Below are 16,996 nucleotides of genomic sequence, written 5' to 3'. Positions count from 1 at the left end.
TTGCCGCCATTCGCCTGACACAGCGTCGCCGAAACGCCCCATCCCGTCCAGCAGCATTTGTGGCCTGAGATCGAAGGTCTTGTCGAAGCTCGAAAGCCGATCTGCCCGGCGCATAGCCCGAGGTCAAGGCCAACCGGCGGAGCAGCCCGCGCCTGCCGTACCCTGCAAATCCGCCAACTTCCGGACGTCCGAAAAGCCGCCCGCGCACTCAAACAGCCATCGCTAAATTAAATAAAGTTGGACATAATCGATTGGGGTGGGTTGCTGACTGATGATTCGCACGAAGGGTGCCTCCAGGCGCTCGAGAGGATCCTTGATGCCCACAGCCTGCGCAAATTTGGACGAGCCGTCGTCCAGAAATAAATTTGACGCTTTAAGTATATCTCTGTGCAAATTAATTTCTATCGCCGCTATTCTTTCAGTTTCCGGCTGCCAATACCTGAATTTCGGCCAACCAATGGCTTTCAGCGCATCCCATAGCGGCAACGCTGCCTTGATCAACTTGAAATCAAATCAAGTTGTTCGGACCAAGATCGTGCCGCATGCGACCGCCAGCGTGAGCCTCAATCCTTACTTTGGAAACGCCGCGCATGTCTGCGGTCCGAGCGGCTTCGGACAGCAGTCTCATTGTTTCACGAGAGGCCCCGCTTCGGCTGGGGCGCAGAATATCTGATATTCGCCCCGGCATCCAAGCAGAGCGGTGCGCGTCCGGCGTCGAAGCGGAACTTTATTCGTGCGCATTGCTTCCGGGAAACGTGACTTCTACCGGTTCGACTGCCGCTCCGGCCTGGAAGCCAACTTTTTGGAACGCCGTTCAATTGCCAAGAGCCGAGGCCTGCCGAGCAGGAATACTGCCGCCTTCGGACGGCAACGGCGCCCATCCCATGATTAACCAATCGCAAACAAGACAGGTTAACAAAACGCTAATTTGGTTGACTAGTCTGTCCACAGGTATATCTTTGTATGCGTTGGGTGTGCAATTTGGGCGAGCAGTTCCGCGATGGTGGCAACCGGATTCGTGGATCGCGATTCAGGGCGAAAGGGACGCTGAGCGGTAAGCAATAAGCCGACAGCAAGAGCTCCGCGAACTCAGAAATCTTAGACGCACATCAGTGATGGCGACTCCGCGCGTGCGGAGGGGTCGCTTCAGTTTTGACCTGGTCGAGCGCCGCCGGCGCTTTGGCCCGGATCGGTAACGTGTGTGCGTAAGGGGATGTCATGAACAGGGTCATCAAGGTTCTTAAACTGGGTGCGAGCTCGGGGCGAAGGGGAGCCGGCCGCGGTCGTGCTCTGGTTGCTGGAGGAGCTGGATTCCTGGGCTCCCACCTGTGCGAAAGGCTCCTTGGCGATGGCTATGAAGTCATCGCGCTCGACAATTTCCACACCGGCAAGCGATACAACCTGACAGGGATCGCGGGTGATGCGTCTTTCACCTGCATAAAGCATGATGTCGTCGATGCGCTGCCTGGCGATTTTGCCGTCGATGAGATTTACAATCTCGCCTGCCCGGCCTCTCCGCCCCATTACCAGGCCGATCCGATCCATACGTTCAAGACAAGCGTTCTCGGTTCGATCAATCTCCTGGACCTCGCGCGGCGACACGGCGCCAAGATCTTTCAGGCCTCGACTTCCGAAGTCTACGGCGACCCGCTCGTGCATCCGCAGCCCGAGGGCTACTTCGGCAACGTCAACACGCATGGCCCGCGCTCGTGCTACGACGAGGGCAAGCGCTCGGCAGAGACGCTGTTCTTCGATTATTCCCGGACATACGGCATCGATGTCCGCGTTGCGCGTATCTTCAACACCTATGGCCCCCGCATGCAGCCGGACGATGGCCGCGTGGTCTCGAACTTCATCGTCCAGGCACTGCGCGGCGAGGACATCACCGTCTACGGCAGCGGTACGCAGACACGCTCTTTCTGCTTCGTCGAAGACCTTATCGAGGGCTTCATGCGGCTGATGAACGCCCCGGTTGCGCCGCAGCATCCGGTCAATCTCGGCAACCCGGTGGAATTCACCATCATGGAGCTGGCCGAGCTCGTGGTGGACTACACCAACTCCCGCTCGCGGATCGTGCACCGTCCGCTGCCGGTTGACGACCCGAGGCAGCGCAAGCCCGACATCTCCTTCGCCAGGCAACACCTCGGCTGGGAGCCGAAGGTGGCGCTTAGCGAGGGACTGGCCCATACCACGGCCTATTTTGACGCATTGCTGGGCGGCCGCCGATCCGTCGGGTCGCGTAGCGCTGCCCGGTCCTCCGTCCACGTAGCCGTAGGCTCATGACGAGGCACCCCGTTCTGGTGACGGGTGGCGCAGGCTTCATAGGCAGCCACACCTGCAAGCAGCTTGCGGCGGCGGGCTACCTGCCGGTCGTCTACGACGATTTGAGCCGGGGCAACAGGAAGGCAGTAGCCTGGGGTCCGCTGGTCATCGGCGACATTCGCGATCGAAACGCCTTGCACCGGGCGATCGACACCCACCAGCCGCGCGCAATCATCCATTTCGCCGCGCTGGCCTATGTCGGAGAGTCGGTCAGCGAACCGGCCGCCTACTACTCGACCAATGTCGAAGGCACGATCGCGGTGCTGGATGCCGCGCGCCGCGGCGGCATCGACAACCTGATCTTCTCGTCGAGCTGCGCGACCTACGGCGTACCGGAGGCGCTGCCGGTCAGCGAGACCTCATCGCAAAATCCAATCAGCCCTTACGGCCGCAGCAAGCTGATGGGCGAACAGATCATCAAGGATTATGCATCCGCCTACGGCATGAAGCATGCGATCCTTCGTTACTTCAACGCTTGCGGCGCCGACCCCGATGGAGAACTCGGCGAATGGCACACGCCGGAAACTCATCTGGTGCCTCGCGTGCTGATGGCGGTCTCCGGCATGATCGACGCCATCGAGGTCTTCGGCACCGACTATGAGACGGCGGACGGCACCTGCGTGCGCGACTACATCCATGTAGGCGACCTCGCCCGTGCACACGTCAAGGCGCTGATGCACCTCGAAGCCGGCGGCGACAGCCTGGCGGTCAATCTTGGCACCGGGTGCGGCATCTCGATCAGGGAAATCCTGCAGGCGGTCGAAAGGGTGACGGCCCGGCCCGTCCCGGTGGTGTACAAGGCACGGCGACCGGGCGATCCCGCCGGTCTCTACGCCGACCCGAGCCTGGCACGCGAAAAGTTGAGCTTCACGGCTGAGCTTTCCGACATCGATACCATCGTCAGGACGGCCGCGCCCTTCTTCGGACTGGCTCCGACCGCCGCAACGTCAGGAATGCCAAAGGCGCCTGCCACACTCGCCCACGCATAGCGCCGCGAGGTATTGGCGCAACTTTCCCGGGATACTCAGCTCTTGGTGTCGATCAACTTGCGGGCCGCTTCGAACTGGGCGCCCTTGCCATCCCCCTGATCGAACTTCTTGTACTCGTCGGAAGCCGCTTCGGGAGCATGTTTAAAACTGTACCACGGGCCGTTGGGATCCTTGCGCTGCTCGATCTTTCCACCGTCGATGCGGTGGCTAAAGCAGGTGCGCTGCGACTTGTTGCTATAGGTTTTACCCCTCCAGGCCAATTCCATGCACATCTGACCTGTATTCGTCACCAGCCATTTTCCCTCGCCGACGGATGGAGAGTCCGCTCCTTGCACCCAGGCACGAAGGCTTCTGTCCTTGCCGAAATAGGCCGCGCCATCTTTCCAGTTCCATGTATGATCTGCATATAGCACCTGCAGCTCGAATGCGGATGGCAGGACGAAAGGTTTGGCTGTCGCCTGAGCGGGTTGCTTCGGCGCCGGAACGTCCTGCGGGACTGTGGCCACCGCACCGCTTGCCACCCCTGGGAGGGCGCAGATGGTCAGCAGCGGCACAAGCAAGAGATGGCCGGCAAGGCAGTGGCGTACTGTCGCTGCGAGGGATGCCTTTTTCATGGCGAGGTTCGCTTTCAATCGAGCTCCGCCGGCCAGCTGTCCGTGCGGGAAGAACCCCGCCCCGTCTCGGCCCGGCAAGTAGCCAGGATGGGTTCAGAGACACATGCCAACCAGTGCCCCTTGGGTTATTAACTGCCGTGCAATGCAAGATGTCAATCTTTTGCGAACCGATCCCCAATCAGACCGGGTATCGAGCTCGATGGAAGCAGAATCAATGAGTTGTTGTGCATCCCGTCACGATCTCAACCTGCCCGACAAGCGTAGCCTCCCGACAATCAAGCTGGTGGATTCACTCAATCCGGTGATCTATAAGACCGTCGAACTTCGCTGTGTCCAAAAGGGCGATGCAGCGGACCGGAAGCGTAGACTGCGGCGTCGTAACCCACCCCAAGAAAGGCCCGAGAAGCCAGGGGTAATCCGGACCGGCTTTGGTCCTGAGGCGCCGACACCACAGGGTCGCCGAGACGGCGGAGACTTGGTTGAAGCGAGCAATATCGATAGTCGTGACCCTGGCGCTGCTGGCCTGGCTCGTCAGCGACTCGCGCTGGAAGATGGTCGGCGATGCCTTCGCCAGCATCACGCCCGGCGCCTTCGCGGCGGTAGCGCTTGCGCTGTTCGTCACCTATGTGCTGCGCGCGCTGCGCGTCTGCGACGAGTTCCGCGCCGAGGTGAACGGCCGCTTCGGCGCCACGCTGCGCGTCATCCTGATTCATAACGCGATGATCAACATCGTGCCGTTCCGCGGCGGCGAGACGGCTTTTCCGTTGCTTTTGCGCCAGGTGTTCGGCGTCTCGATCGTGCGCGCCAGCGCCTCGCTCCTGTGGTTCAGGCTGCAGGATGCCTTTGTCGTCGGGGTCCTCGCCTGCCTGGTCTGGCCCGGCCTCCATCCGGCGTTGCGGGCGGCCGGCATCGCGTCGCTCATCGCCGCCGCCTGGTACCTGCCGCGATGGGCGCGCGCGCCGCATAACTGGACGGCCGGCGGCAGGATCGTCTCGAAGCTCGGCAGGCTGCGCGACATCTTCACCGAAGCGACGGGGCGCTCCCGCTACGGCTGGTGGTGGACTGCGGCCAACTGGGCGCTGAAGCTCGCCGTGCAGGGTTGGTTGCTCGCCATGCTGCTCGGCACATCCTTTCAGACCGCTTTCCCGGGCGCCGTCGGCGCGGAAGCCGCCGCCATCCTGCCGGTGCAGGGCATCGCCGGCTTCGGCACTTACGAGGCGGGCGCCGCGGCGGCGCTGCTCTATTCCGGCATCGCCATGAAGGACGGCCTGCAGGCTGCGCTGGCGCTGCATCTGTTCATCTTCTGCTCGGCGGTCGCGACCGGAGCGATCGCCTGGCTGTTTCCCTCCAAATCGACGCTGCCGGAGAGCCCGGCCACGGGGCCTGCAAGGAAATGACCGCCATGAACGTGCTTCCCATTCCTGATACAGGATTGCCCGAGGGCGCCGTCATGCCCGAGCACAGACTGTCCATCGTTATCCCGATGTATAACGAGGCCGACAATGTCGAGCCGCTGCTCGCGCGCATCCACCAGGCGATGGAGGGCTACAGCCAGCCCTGGGAAGTGGTGCTGGTGGACGACGGCAGCACCGACGCCACGCCGAACGAGATCCGAAGGCTGGCCGCTGCGTACGGGCCACATGTACACGGCGTGGAGCTGGTGCGCAACTATAAGCAAACCGCCGCCATGCAGGCCGGTCTGGACGCCGCGCGCGGCGATGTCATCGCAACGCTCGACGGCGACCTGCAGAACGACCCGTTCGACATCCCGCGCATGGTCTACCGGCTTTTGACCGAGGATCTCGACCTCGTCGCCGGCTGGCGCAAGGACCGCCAGGAAGGCTTCTGGATGCGCCGCCTGCCCTCGCGCATCGCCAACAGGCTGATCGCCCGCGTCACCGGCGTGCGGCTGAACGACTATGGCTGCAGCCTGAAGGTCTTCCGCGGCAGCGTCATCCGCAGCGTCAAACTCTATGGCGAGATGCATCGTTTCATCCCAGCCTGGCTCGCGACGGTGACGACGCCGCGCCGCATCGCCGAGGAGGTGGTGACGCACCACGCCCGCATCCACGGCCAGTCCAAATACGGCATATCGCGCACGTTCCGCGTGGTGCTCGACCTGGTCTTCATGTTCTTCTTCATGCGCTACCGCACCAGGCCCGGCCATTTCTTCGGCGGCATCGGCATCGTGCTCGGCGCGCTGGGCACGCTGATCCTGGCCTATCTGTTCAGCCTGAAGGTTTTCCTTGGACAGGACATCGGCACGCGGCCGATGCTGTTCACCGGCTTCTTCCTGGTGATCGCCGCGCTGCAGATGGTGACGTCGGGCGTAATCGCCGAGATGCTGTCGCGCGTCTATCTCGAAGCCAACGGCGCGCTGGCCTATGTGGCGCGGCCGAGACCCGGGCTCAGCGCGAACGAAGGAGACGGCTGGCATTGGCCGAGCGCGCCGGAAGCCGTCAGGAAGAGCGCGCGCTCCACACCCGCGCAAGGCCAGCGCGGGGGTAAGAGGTAGCGCGCTCCTACCGCCTCACGGCCCTGGCGGCTTGGAGCAATTCCACGAAGGTATGAAACGACTTTCAGCCCGGAATTGCTTCAAACAAATAGCTAGAGCGGTTCGCCGTGTCCGTGAAACGGTGGAACGCCTCAGCGCGCACGGCAGGAAGCGCGCTGGCCGAAGCCGCTTGGCCCGCAGATCCATGGCGAGTGACCGAACAGCGGCCCAGCTTCGCCCAGAGTGTAAGATACCTTGACTGGCGATCCCGTGCGGATGCGCTGCGGCCGAACGAAGATCGCGTAGGCTTCTTCCCTGACGCGCGTGACGTTGGTCATCTGCGTAACCGGCTTGCTGACGCCGCGATGCAGTTGCTTCTTCTTGGTGTAGTACACCTTCTTGACGATGGTCTGCGTCAATGGCTTGGCGGCGATCGCACCAGTCTTGGTCGTATCGGTGCTCTGACAGCCCGAAACCATCGAAACCGCAGCAACAGCGGCCAATGCGACGGCGTATTTCTTGCCATTCGCGACCGCATACTCTACAAACTTCTTCATAGCCGTCCCCTGCTACAACACAAGTTGAATCATTGCGGAGATTTGTTACCTATTCTTCCGCCTTTTAATCAGCAAGTGACCCACGACCACCTGCATCGTGATTTCAATATTAGAGTATACTTATTAAAATTCGTGCAAAGGACGTGGTGAGCGCCGAATTTCAGCACCGTGTCGGATACGATTAAAATTTGAACTAACTGGCAGCCGCGCCGGGCATGAGCGAGTGAAACAGCCAAGACGTTTCCCCTTTCAGGAAACGGTGAGCCGCTTTGACGCGCAATTTCCGGGAGGAAAACCGCTCACGCCCTTGCCCTAACGTGAACGAAAGTGCGGAGTTCGCCGAACGCGTCGGCGTGATGACCGAAAACAATGATCGGTGTCGAAACCAGTTTGCCCGACCGCTTCAGCGAAAGAAGCCCTGGCCTGTTTCATTGGCCCTTTCGCCAGCGAGCTATCGCGGGCTGCTGTCGTCCCAGCCCGGGTCGAAATAGAAATTGCGCGAACCGATATCGCCCATGCCGGCGCCGGACACCACATAAGCGATCCTGACGATGCGAAGCCCTCCAGCACCCTGCTGCAGCCCGTAGATGCCTTCGAGCCCGCGGTCGTAGAAACCCGCGACCGGGATACCGAGCGCGACGACTGCGAGCACAGCGTGCAGGGCAAACCTGGCGGCATTGGCACGTAGCGATATCCTGTTTTCGGAAATATGCTTGGCGATGACCACGAGGACGAGCAGGCCGTAGAGGAAGGCGTTGAAGGCGGCGAACCAGTAAAAACCGGTGGCGTCGAACGGATGCTTGACCACTAGGACCGGCAGCGCCGCGCCGGCCGCCAGGATCACGTAGGGCACAAAGGCGCGCATCGGCAAAAGATGCTTCGGACCGTTGCCTTTCGGGGTGACCCGGAAATCGACGAAGGACTTCGTCACGAAGTCGCGGATTGCCGAGATCGTGCCCCAAAGCACCCATGGCCAGCGGGCGAAGAAGAGGAAAAGCGTGCCCTCCCAGCTCAAGGTCTTCGCCGTCATCGGCCGCGACAGGCCGAAAGCCTTGAGCATCATCACCAAAGCGGCGAGCGCTACCGAATTCGGCAGGTAGTAGAAGAGGAAGTCCCCGTACATGACATTAGCGAAGTTGCGCCCGGTGAAAAGCGCGTACATCGGCATGACATACATCATCAGAGCAAAGACCGCGAAGAGCGGATACCAGAGCTGACAGAAGAGGAACTGAAACTTCAGCCTCGGCGACAACTTGCTGAAGTATTGTGGCGTATACTCGAACAGGATGGTCACCAGGCTCCGCGACCACTGGAATTCCTGGGTGACCAGATCGGCGAAGGTCTGCGGGCCGTCGCCATGGGCGATGGCGTCGATGGCATGCACGCCGCGCCAGCCTGCCGCGTTGATCAGCATGGAGGTGGAATGATCCTCGGCCAGTTCCGGGCCAAGGCCGCCGGCCTGGCGCAGCGCCTTGGTCCTGACGGCGTAGTGCGAGCCGATACAGAGTGGCGCGCCGCCACCGGTGTGGCCAGACTGCAAGGGACCGTGGAACATGCCTTCCGGGAACAGACGGCCTCGCGCCGCCCAGCTTTCATCGGCATTGTTATCGCAGATGCTGGGCGCTGAGACATAACCCACCGCGGGATCCGCGAAAGGATAGAGGATTTCCCTCAGATACGTCGGCGCCGGCACATGATCAGCGTCCAGTTGGGCGACGAAATCGTAGCGATCGTATCCGTAGTGATCGTAGAAGAAAGCGAGGTTTCCCTCCTTGCACCGGGTCCGTCGCGGCCAGGTCTTGCGGTGATAGTCCTCCCGGCCGCGCCGCGTCGAAATCAGCACGCGGTGCGCGTCGCACCAGCGGATGGTTTCCTCGGCCGGATCCTCGTCGGCGAGCCAGGTGTCGTGCGGGTAGTCCTGCGCGAGCATGGCCTCCAGCGTGCGCCTGACCACCGCGAACGGTTCGGACGGCGCCTTGGTCACGACCATGGCGACACGAGAGCCAGGCGGGATGGCGTGCAGCTTCGACGACTTCCTCGATGCATGAACATTGAGGAGAAAATACATCGGCATCAGCGTCAGCCAGGCCAGCACGAGAGTCGCGAAGGCATATGGCCCGATAAACTCAATATGCTCCGGCCGAAGCCACCAGGACCAGAAGAAGACCAGCGTCACGAACCATAAGGCGAGACCGAGCCGCAGGATCGACTGCTGGCGAGGTGACAACACAGGAACCAGATAGGGGCCGTTGGGCCCAATGCCGGGGCGTGCCAGATCAGGCTGGCTGCCAGCTCCCGATTTGCCGCCGCCGACGGCGGCATCGACAGAAACACTCATAACTACCCGCCGCTTCACACGCCCCGGCCAGTCACGGCCGATGGCGTTTGCCCGGCTGCAGAATCAGATCGCGCCAAGCCGAAGTCAACCAAATTAAGCGTGCATTAACCAAGCTTCATGAGAACTGGTTAACCTAACGCATTGAGCCGGCTGCCTTTTGTCTTCACCAGCCAGTTGAATTTCCGCCTTGCGGCACCCCGGCGAATGGATTTCCGTCGACGAAATACTACGGGCGATGATCATACCATCGGGCGTGTTAACCATATCGGCGACAACAAGGTTAAGTAACGGTTAATTGCCCTTGACTCGCGACAGGGATACGATCTTTATTTAGGCAGGGATAATATCGTAACGTTGACGCGAATTTGTGAGTATCGCGGCGACCCTCTCCCGGGTTCGGCACCGAAGCGACCCAAGAGGCTATCTTGGTGAACCGGCTTGCGCCATGAGCGCCGGCACCAGTCGCTCAGACAACCCGCAGATCACGTCGGCAGACCGATAGGTTGGGTGTGCGTGCCGGTTTCATGGCATGCAGTGGCGAGCTTCAACATCCGGCGGAACTCCGACGGAGGTAGAGGCCATGGGAGATTGGGCATGAAATACTCCGCAACAAGTGCACTTGTGTCGGCACTCATCGTCGGGAGCCTCGCGTTGCCGGCTTCGGCGGGCTCGACAACGGGAACGGACCCTATTCAAACGGGCACCGCCGCATCGGCGTTCGGCTCGTACGACCCCTACGGCGACTTCAGCAACGACAAGACGGCCAGCATCGAGGAACTGTTCTTGCCGTGGGAAGACGTCGATCTGTCGACACTGCCGCTGGCCGACGCCTATGCCCAGCAGCGCGGCAGGTCGCTGCTGATCACCATCGAGCCTTGGACGTGGTCGAAAGACTGGCGTATCACGCCGAACGAACTGCGCGACGGCATTTTGAGCGGCAGATATGACGCCAACATGCGTGCGATCTGCAATCTGGCCGGGCAGATGAAGAGCGCGGTGACCATCCGCTGGGCGCAGGAAATGGAAGACACGAACGGCCGTTTCACCTGGGCCAACTGGGCACCCAAGGACTGGATCGCAGCCTACAAGCGCGAGGTCGATGTCTGCCGCAAAGCGGCGCCCGCGGCCAAATACATGTGGTCACCCAAGGGCGTGGAAGGCCTGGAGAAGTACTATCCGGGCGACGACTATGTCGATGTAATCGGTCTGTCGGTGTTCGGCCTGCAGAAGAAAGACAACGACGAGACCGGCCGGGACCGGACTTTCGCCGAGACGCTGAAGCCCGGCTACGACCGCGTTGCGAAATTCAATAAGCCGGTTATCGTCGCCGAGCTGGGCTATGTGGGCAAGCAGGGCTACGTATCGCAATGGGCGGAAGATTCCCGCAAGTCCTATGCGGAGTTTCCGGCCCTGACGTCCGTGGTCTACTTCAACCAGAAGGAAGTGTGGCCTTGGCTTGGCGGCTATGGGAAGCCCGACTGGCGAGTCACCCAGCACGTCCTGCCTTGATGGCGTGACAAAACGTGCCTGTCCCGGCGCGACCGGGATGGGCTCCACCCTTTCAGTTTGACAGTGATCACTTCCGGGGCGAGGCTTTGGGGGCCGGTTAAGGCATGGCGTAACAAGTGTGGGGTGAAATTGTGAAATGGGTCTTGGGAAATTGTCTCGGAGCGGCATTTGCCTGCTCCGTTTTTGTATTGAGCCTGCAGGCTTCCGCGATGGCCAAGGACGCGAACAAGATTGACGGCCAGGCGGCAAAGGCGGCCGCCGTATCGGATGAAGGCGTCTACCAGCTCTATCAAAACCATTCGTGGCTCTGGGGAAAGAACGGCGCCGCGTTCTTCGCGGTCAAGCAGCGGCAGTTCGATGCCTGGACTTCGGACAAGGGCAAGCCCGGCTATGGAGACGGGATATGGTTCATACCCGGCGGCGGCAAGCTATGCTACCGCGCGACGTGGCATGGCGCGTGGGGCGCCAAGGCATCCATGACCTGCTTCGAGCACCGCCAGGCCGGAAAGATAATCTACCAGCGCAAACTGCCGGATGGTGACTGGTACGCATTCAGGGACCGGCATGGCAAATCGCAGCTGCGCTACGGCGACTATGCCAGCGGCAAGATGAAGCGCATCAAGGCAAAACTGTAGCCCTCTGACCGAACCAAGCACGCGTCGCGCTGCAATGGATTCAGGCGACGCGACTGCAGAAGGGAAACACGCACTCTCTTCTGAATTCTTTCACGCCGCGGCGCGCCAGGCGCCGGGCGACATGCCCTTGACCGTCTTGAACACTCTTGTGAGATGGCTCTGGTCGGCGAAGCCTGTTTCGGCCGCGATCTCGGCTAGCGGCATGCCGGCCTTCATCAGCGCCGAGGCGGCGCGGATGCGGCGGTCACGCAGGTACTGGCCTGGCGTCATGCCGGCGGCACGGTTGAAGTCGCGGATGACCTGGAAGCGGGTGACCCCGCCGGCAGATGCCAGATGCGCGAGGTCGAAACCAGCTGAAAGCTCGGCCTCGATAATATCGCCATAAAGGCGGAAACGCCGCGCCGCTTCGCCGCCGCCCGAGGCGCGGTCTCGGCGCTTGCCGTCGCCGAAACGCTTGACGAGTTCGCCAAGCGCCACGAGCATCGCCCCCTCCTGCTCCAACGGCTGCCCGGCCAGCCGATGCGCCTTCACGAAGGCCAGCGCCAATTCCGGCGCCACCACGATGCCGTCGCCGAACATCGGCAATCCGGGCAATTCCAGGTCCTCGGCGATCTCGCCCATCAGCTCGGCACCCGGATAGCAGGTGCGGTACGCCCAGCCGGCGGGAATTCCCTTCTCGCCATCATGCGGCTCTTCGGGATTGACGATGATCATCGAGCCCGCCGGCGCCAGATGCTGGCGGCGACCGATGCGGAGCTTCTCGACGCCGGCCACGACGACGCCAAAGACCCAGGTCGGATGGGTGTGCAGCGCATAGGCATGGTCGCGGTAGCGGGCGGCGAGCATTTCGAGGCCGCCAAGCCCATGGTGCCGCGTCAGCTTTGCTGCCTCGCGCTCGCGTTGCTCGCCAGCTTCGCTCATCCGGCAAGCCTTCTCCAAACCGCTCTGCCCGTCAATCCCGTTCAAGACGCTAACCAGCGAGATCGGCAACATCACCGCGACCCATGCGGAGACCGGACGATGCAGGAAAACGACAGAGTGGCAGCGATCGTGCCCGAGGTGATCGGCTGGCGCCGGCACATCCACGCCAATCCGGAGCTTGGCTTTGCCGAGCATGAGACGGCGGCTTTCGTTGCGGCGAAGCTGAAGGAATTCGGGCTTGCCGTCCACACCGATGTCAGCGCCACGGCAGTGGTGGCGACGCTGACGAAAGGCCGGAACGGCAATGCGATCGCGCTGCGCGCCGAGCTTGACGCGCTGCCGATCAGGGAGGCCGCCGATGTCGCCTATGCCTCGCGCAACGACGGCGTCATGCATGCCTGCGGCCATGACGGCCATACCGCGATGCTGCTCGGCGCGGCCAAGCTGCTTGCCGAAAGCGAGAGCTTCGACGGCACCGTGGTGTTTGTCTTCCAGCCGGCCGAGGAAGTGCTTGGTGGCGGCAGGAAGATGATCGAGGATGGGTTGTTGAAGCGCTTTCCGGCCGATCAGGTGTTTGCGGTCCACAACTGGCCGGGTTTTCCGGAAGGCCAAATAGGCGTGCGCGCCGGGCCGCAGATGGCGGCGGTCGACGATTTCGAGATCGCCTTTCGCGGCAGCGGCTGCCACGCGGCGATGCCGCATCTTGGCGACGATCCGCTGCTGGCCGCCGCCAGCTTCGTCACGGCGATCCAGCGGCTGGTCTCCCGCAGCGTCGACCCGCTATCGCCCGTCGTGCTGTCGGTCACGCAGATCCATGGCGGCCGCTTCAACAATTTCGTGCCGGGCGAAGTGAAGGTGGAAGGCACCTGCCGCTTCTACGACCGGGCACTTTCCGACCATTGCGCGGTCGAGATCGAGCGCGTGGCGGCCTCATGCGCCGCGATGCATGGCGCCAGTGCGGAGCTCACCTACAAGCGCGGCTACCCGCCGGTGGTGAACCCGGCGACCGGCGCGGCGCTTGCCGCACAGGCCGGCGCGGACACCGTCGGCGCCGAGCGCGTCTCGACAGAATTCCAGCCCAGCATGGGCTGCGAGGATTTCGCCTTCCTGCTACAGGGCGTCGGCGACGGCGCCTATGTCTGGATCGGCGCCGGCGATGTCGGCCCTGGCGCCGGGCTGCATGGCGACCGCTACGTCTTCAACGACGCCATCATCCCGATCGGCATACGCTTCTTCCTCACTGTGGTGCAGCGCGCGCTGCCTGTGGGTGGGAAGTAGCCCGATTGCCAAGCGCCTGGTTTTCGCGCAACGGTCGTCGCGGCTGAAACGACCGCGAATGAGCTGATGCCGGGGGCTGACAAGACGGTGCTCATCACCGGCGCACGCGCACCGGTGGCGCTGCATCTGGCGCGCCTGCTCGACGGCGCCGGCCGCCGCGTGGTCCTGGCCGACACGCCGGCGCGTCCGATCGCCGCCGCCAGCAAGGCCTGCGCGCGGTACCACCGGCTGCCGCCGCCGCGCTTCGAGCCGCAGGCCTATGCGGAGGCGATCGAGGCGCTGATCCGCAAGGAAAATGTCGGGCTCGTCATTCCCACCTGCGAGGAGGTTTTCCACCTCGCGCCGACCTGGCGCGGACGCGCCATGCCGGCCCGGCTGTTCGCGCCCGGCATCGGCCTGCTGGCGGAGGTCCACAACAAGCATGCCTTCATCAGGCTCGCCGAAAAGCTCGGCCTGGCGGTGCCAGAAACCAGGCTGCTGCGGTCGCCCGACGATCTCCGCGCGGTGCGTGGCCACTCGCGCGAGCTGGTGTTCAAGCCGGTCTGGTCGCGCTTCGCCAGCCGTGTGCTGTTGCGGCCGGCGCCGGAGAAACTCGCGGCCATCACCCCCTCGCCCGCCATGCCGTGGGTGGCGCAGCGCTTCGTCGAGGGCGAGGAGATCAGCGCCTATGCGGTGGCGCGCGAAGGCAGGCTGAAGGCGCTGGCGTTCTATCGCTCGGCATATCGCGCCGGCAAGGGCGCCGGCATTTTCTTCGAGCGGGTGGAGAACGATGCCGCGCGTGACTTCGTCGAACGCATCGTCGCCGCGACCCAATGGACAGGGCAGATTTCCTTCGACCTGATGCGGGAGGCCGACGGCCGCGTGCTTCCGCTGGAATGCAATCCGCGCGCCGTCAGCGGCCTGCATTTCTTCCACGATCCGGCGCGCTTTGCCGACGCGGTGCTGGGGGACGGGCCGGAAGTCCTGCCCGATGTCACCGCGCCGCAAACCGTGCGGCTGGCGATGTGGATCTATGGCCTGCCTGCTGCCTTGCGATCCGGCGGTCTCGGCCGCTTCCGGCAGGCGATGCGCGAAGGCCGGGAGCTGCTCGACTGGCCCGGCGATCCGGAGCCGGTGAAGGCGCAGTGGCCGGCGCTTGCGGAGATTGTCGGGACGGCGCTTCGCCAGCGCATCAGCCTGCAGGCGGCGTCAACGCGGGATATCGAATGGAACGGGCCGGCAGATTTTCATTGACGCTAGCGCTTTACGGCGCCCCCCTCTGTCCTGCCGGACATCTCCCCCACGAGGGGGGAGATCAGCAGCGCCGGCGTCGGCGACCTTCCGGTAACGCCCGCAATTAGCGAAGGCTGCGGAACTGCCAATCTCCCCCCTCGTGGGGGAGATGTCCGGCAGGCCAGAGGGGGGCGCGAAGGAACTCGACATGCGTCCTTGTCGGCACCTTACAATTCAATCTGGTGCACCCCCGCCTCGCCCGCCGCTGCCGGCATCTTGCCCTCCATGATGGCCGCGATGTCGCGGCGCAGGAAATCGAGCGGGCCGATCACCGGCACCGTCGCAGGCGCGAAGCGGGCGTTGTCGCTTGCCGATTTCAGCACCCGCCTGTCCTGGTGAAGCGCGATGGTGAAGAGCGGCTTGAAGGCGAGCGCCTTCAACTCGCCGAGCAGGCCCTGGCGTCGGCCGATCAGCCAGCCGATGCCTTCGACAGTTCGCTCATCGGCCTGGCGCAAATGGAACGTGGTGGCGAGCACCAACCCGTCCCTGCTCCAATATTCAAGCTCGGCGATACCGGGGTGGCGGAAGCGGCCGATGGTTTTCGCCCGCTCGCCTTCCAGGAGCCGGCTGATCAGGCCCTGCTGGCGATCCTCGCCGGTGTAACAGGCCTCGACCCAGCCCTCGCCACCGGTCACCTCGACCCGCACCAGATGGCGCCTGGAGGTCAGGCCACGCAGCAGGCCCTTATGCGTGAAATGGGTGTGGGTGGCGTCGAGGATGTTTTCCGCCGCGTCGATCACCGTCGACTGCGTCGATGAGCGCACCCGCCGCACGATGATGTCCTTGCCCTGCATGCAATGAAGGTAAGGTTCGCCCTGCGGCGTGCCGGACGAGACGAAGACAACGCCGTCGCGCTCAATTGCGGCGTAGCGGCGCACCCGGTAATGCGGCATGGCGCCGACATGGCCGGGAATGGCGGTGCAGCGGCCTTCGCTGTCGTAGCGCCAGCCGTGATAAGGGCATTCGATCGCGCCGCCGACGACCTTGCCGGTCGACAATTCCACCAGCCGGTGCGGGCAGCGGTCGAACAGGGCCGCAATGCCTTGCACCGAGCGGAACAGCACCACAGGCTGCCCGTCGAACAGGATACGCTTCGGCCGCTTGCCGATGTCGGCCGACAGCGCCACGGCCTGCCAGTGATCCTTCCCGCTCACAGTTCGAATCTCCTGAGCAGTGGAATGCCTATCCGCGCCAGCAGGCTCTCCATGATGCGGATCGCCAGCCGCCGGCGGCGCGGGAGATGGCCGGCATAGACGGCGGTGTACTCGATGGCGGCGACAGCACCGCGCCGGCGCTTGAAGCCGGCCGCGCCGGCGCTCATGTTGAAGAACAGGCCCCGCGCTGTGGCATGGTGCTGCGCCATCGCCATAACCATGCGGTAGAGCCCCTCTCCGATCGGCAGGCCGGTGTCGTAGCCAACGACGGGCTGGGTGAGCGTGCCGCCGTTCTCGAACAGCCCTGTGACCGCAACCAGTTCGCCGCCTGGACGGCGCAGGCCGGCAAGGCTGACGATGCCGCGCCCGTGCATCTCGCGGATATAGCGTGCCGTGTAGTGCGGATTGAGCGGCGTGTATTTGTCCAGGTAGAGCATGTTGTAGAGCGTTTCCGCGCGCGCATAGTCGGCCTCGGTGAAGTCCGCATTGCCGACATGCTCGAAGGGTGTCGAGCGCAACCGGGCGCGGTCGCGCTTCATGTCGCGCGTCATGGCCGGAGCCGCGCCGCGGTCGGCGAATATGTAGATTTGGCGGGCCGCCAGCATGCGAAAGCCTTCCGCCTTTAAAGCGGCAATGGTGGCCGGATCGGCGATCTCGTTCAGCGATCGGATCACGATGGCGCGGTCCGGGAAGCGCGCGACCAGCGCCGTGCGAAGCGCGGAGACCGTCTGCCGGTCGAGCAGCGGCACGGGATTGGTCGAGTAGAGCCAGTTGTTGACCTGCACCTGATGGTCGAGACCGCTTGCCCTGACCAGAGGCGCGCAGGCGCCGATCAGCGCCTTCAGCGCGCGCCGTAGCAGCGGGTGGGCGGCGAAGTTGCGCGTCTCGTCTATCGCGTAGTCGATATAGGCGC

The 16,996-nt window shown here is 63.3% G+C and carries 15 protein-coding genes; 8 read left to right on the top strand and 7 right to left on the bottom strand.

Annotated features, from left to right (window positions below):
• Positions 1-222 precede the first annotated feature (222 nt).
• Positions 223-501 carry a hypothetical protein gene (locus Q0L57_RS00290; protein ID WP_296736165.1) on the bottom strand — a complete coding sequence of 93 codons (279 nt, stop codon included), beginning with the start codon at positions 499-501 and terminating at the stop codon, positions 223-225.
• Between the two features lie 717 nt (positions 502-1,218).
• On the opposite strand from Q0L57_RS00290, the gene Q0L57_RS00285 reads away from it, so the two are divergent.
• Both Q0L57_RS00285 and galE read left to right on the top strand, forming a co-directional pair.
• A complete protein-coding gene (locus tag Q0L57_RS00285) occupies positions 1,219-2,283 on the top strand; it encodes a UDP-glucuronic acid decarboxylase family protein (RefSeq protein ID WP_296736162.1) in 1,065 nt (354 codons plus the stop codon).
• Positions 2,280-3,311, top strand: coding sequence for a UDP-glucose 4-epimerase GalE (gene galE, locus Q0L57_RS00280; protein WP_296736160.1), 1,032 nt, complete (start codon positions 2,280-2,282; stop codon positions 3,309-3,311). The genes Q0L57_RS00285 and galE overlap by 4 nt, the downstream gene beginning before the upstream one ends.
• A gap of 35 nt (positions 3,312-3,346) precedes the next feature.
• Here the strand turns inward: galE and Q0L57_RS00275 are convergent, their stop codons facing one another.
• Positions 3,347-3,943, bottom strand: a complete 597-nt coding sequence (locus Q0L57_RS00275; RefSeq protein ID WP_296736158.1) for a DUF995 domain-containing protein — start codon at positions 3,941-3,943, stop codon at positions 3,347-3,349.
• 461 nt (positions 3,944-4,404) lie between these two features.
• On the opposite strand from Q0L57_RS00275, the gene Q0L57_RS00270 reads away from it, so the two are divergent.
• Positions 4,405-5,322: a lysylphosphatidylglycerol synthase domain-containing protein gene (locus tag Q0L57_RS00270; RefSeq protein ID WP_296736157.1), complete on the top strand. Its 918-nt coding sequence runs from the start codon at positions 4,405-4,407 to the stop codon at positions 5,320-5,322.
• Between the two features lie 5 nt (positions 5,323-5,327).
• The gene (locus Q0L57_RS00265) at positions 5,328-6,440 is read left to right on the top strand and encodes a glycosyltransferase family 2 protein (protein WP_296736155.1); all 1,113 of its coding nucleotides are present in this window, start codon (positions 5,328-5,330) and stop codon (positions 6,438-6,440) included.
• Positions 6,441-6,571: 131 nt separating this feature from the next.
• Here Q0L57_RS00265 and Q0L57_RS00260 read toward each other — a convergent pair whose 3' ends face one another.
• Complete coding sequence (locus Q0L57_RS00260) at positions 6,572-6,976, bottom strand: hypothetical protein (RefSeq protein ID WP_296736153.1); 405 nt, start codon at positions 6,974-6,976, stop codon at positions 6,572-6,574.
• A gap of 451 nt (positions 6,977-7,427) precedes the next feature.
• The gene (locus Q0L57_RS00255) at positions 7,428-9,314 is read right to left on the bottom strand and encodes a cellulose synthase catalytic subunit (protein WP_296736151.1); all 1,887 of its coding nucleotides are present in this window, start codon (positions 9,312-9,314) and stop codon (positions 7,428-7,430) included.
• Positions 9,315-9,908: 594 nt separating this feature from the next.
• On the opposite strand from Q0L57_RS00255, the gene Q0L57_RS00250 reads away from it, so the two are divergent.
• Together Q0L57_RS00250 and Q0L57_RS00245 are read left to right on the top strand one after the other, a co-directional pair.
• Positions 9,909-10,823 (top strand): glycoside hydrolase family 26 protein, encoded by a 915-nt coding sequence (locus tag Q0L57_RS00250; protein WP_296736148.1) that lies wholly within the window; start codon positions 9,909-9,911, stop codon positions 10,821-10,823.
• A 116-nt stretch (positions 10,824-10,939) separates the two neighbouring features.
• Positions 10,940-11,458 (top strand): DUF995 domain-containing protein, encoded by a 519-nt coding sequence (locus tag Q0L57_RS00245; RefSeq protein ID WP_366940843.1) that lies wholly within the window; start codon positions 10,940-10,942, stop codon positions 11,456-11,458.
• A 90-nt stretch (positions 11,459-11,548) separates the two neighbouring features.
• On the opposite strand, the gene Q0L57_RS00240 is transcribed toward Q0L57_RS00245, so the two are convergent.
• A complete protein-coding gene (locus Q0L57_RS00240) occupies positions 11,549-12,379 on the bottom strand; it encodes an AraC family transcriptional regulator (protein WP_296736142.1) in 831 nt (276 codons plus the stop codon).
• Between the two features lie 99 nt (positions 12,380-12,478).
• On the opposite strand from Q0L57_RS00240, the gene Q0L57_RS00235 reads away from it, so the two are divergent.
• Positions 12,479-13,657 carry an amidohydrolase gene (locus tag Q0L57_RS00235; RefSeq protein WP_296736137.1) on the top strand — a complete coding sequence of 393 codons (1,179 nt, stop codon included), beginning with the start codon at positions 12,479-12,481 and terminating at the stop codon, positions 13,655-13,657.
• A gap of 66 nt (positions 13,658-13,723) precedes the next feature.
• On the top strand, positions 13,724-14,890 hold the full coding sequence (locus tag Q0L57_RS00230) for an ATP-grasp domain-containing protein (RefSeq protein ID WP_296736135.1): 1,167 nt from the start codon (positions 13,724-13,726) through the stop codon (positions 14,888-14,890).
• Positions 14,891-15,096: 206 nt separating this feature from the next.
• Here Q0L57_RS00230 and Q0L57_RS00225 read toward each other — a convergent pair whose 3' ends face one another.
• Positions 15,097-16,083 carry a Rieske 2Fe-2S domain-containing protein gene (locus Q0L57_RS00225; RefSeq protein ID WP_296736133.1) on the bottom strand — a complete coding sequence of 329 codons (987 nt, stop codon included), beginning with the start codon at positions 16,081-16,083 and terminating at the stop codon, positions 15,097-15,099.
• Positions 16,080-16,996: GNAT family N-acetyltransferase (locus Q0L57_RS00220; protein WP_296736130.1), on the bottom strand; the 917-nt coding region annotated here is incomplete at its 5' end. The genes Q0L57_RS00225 and Q0L57_RS00220, both read right to left, overlap by 4 nt.

It is taken from the genome of Mesorhizobium sp. (assembly GCF_024509055.1).
Lineage (GTDB): Bacteria > Pseudomonadota > Alphaproteobacteria > Rhizobiales > Rhizobiaceae > Mesorhizobium.
Note: the sequence above shows the minus strand (reverse complement) of the source record. Positions and strands in the feature narration are given on the sequence as shown.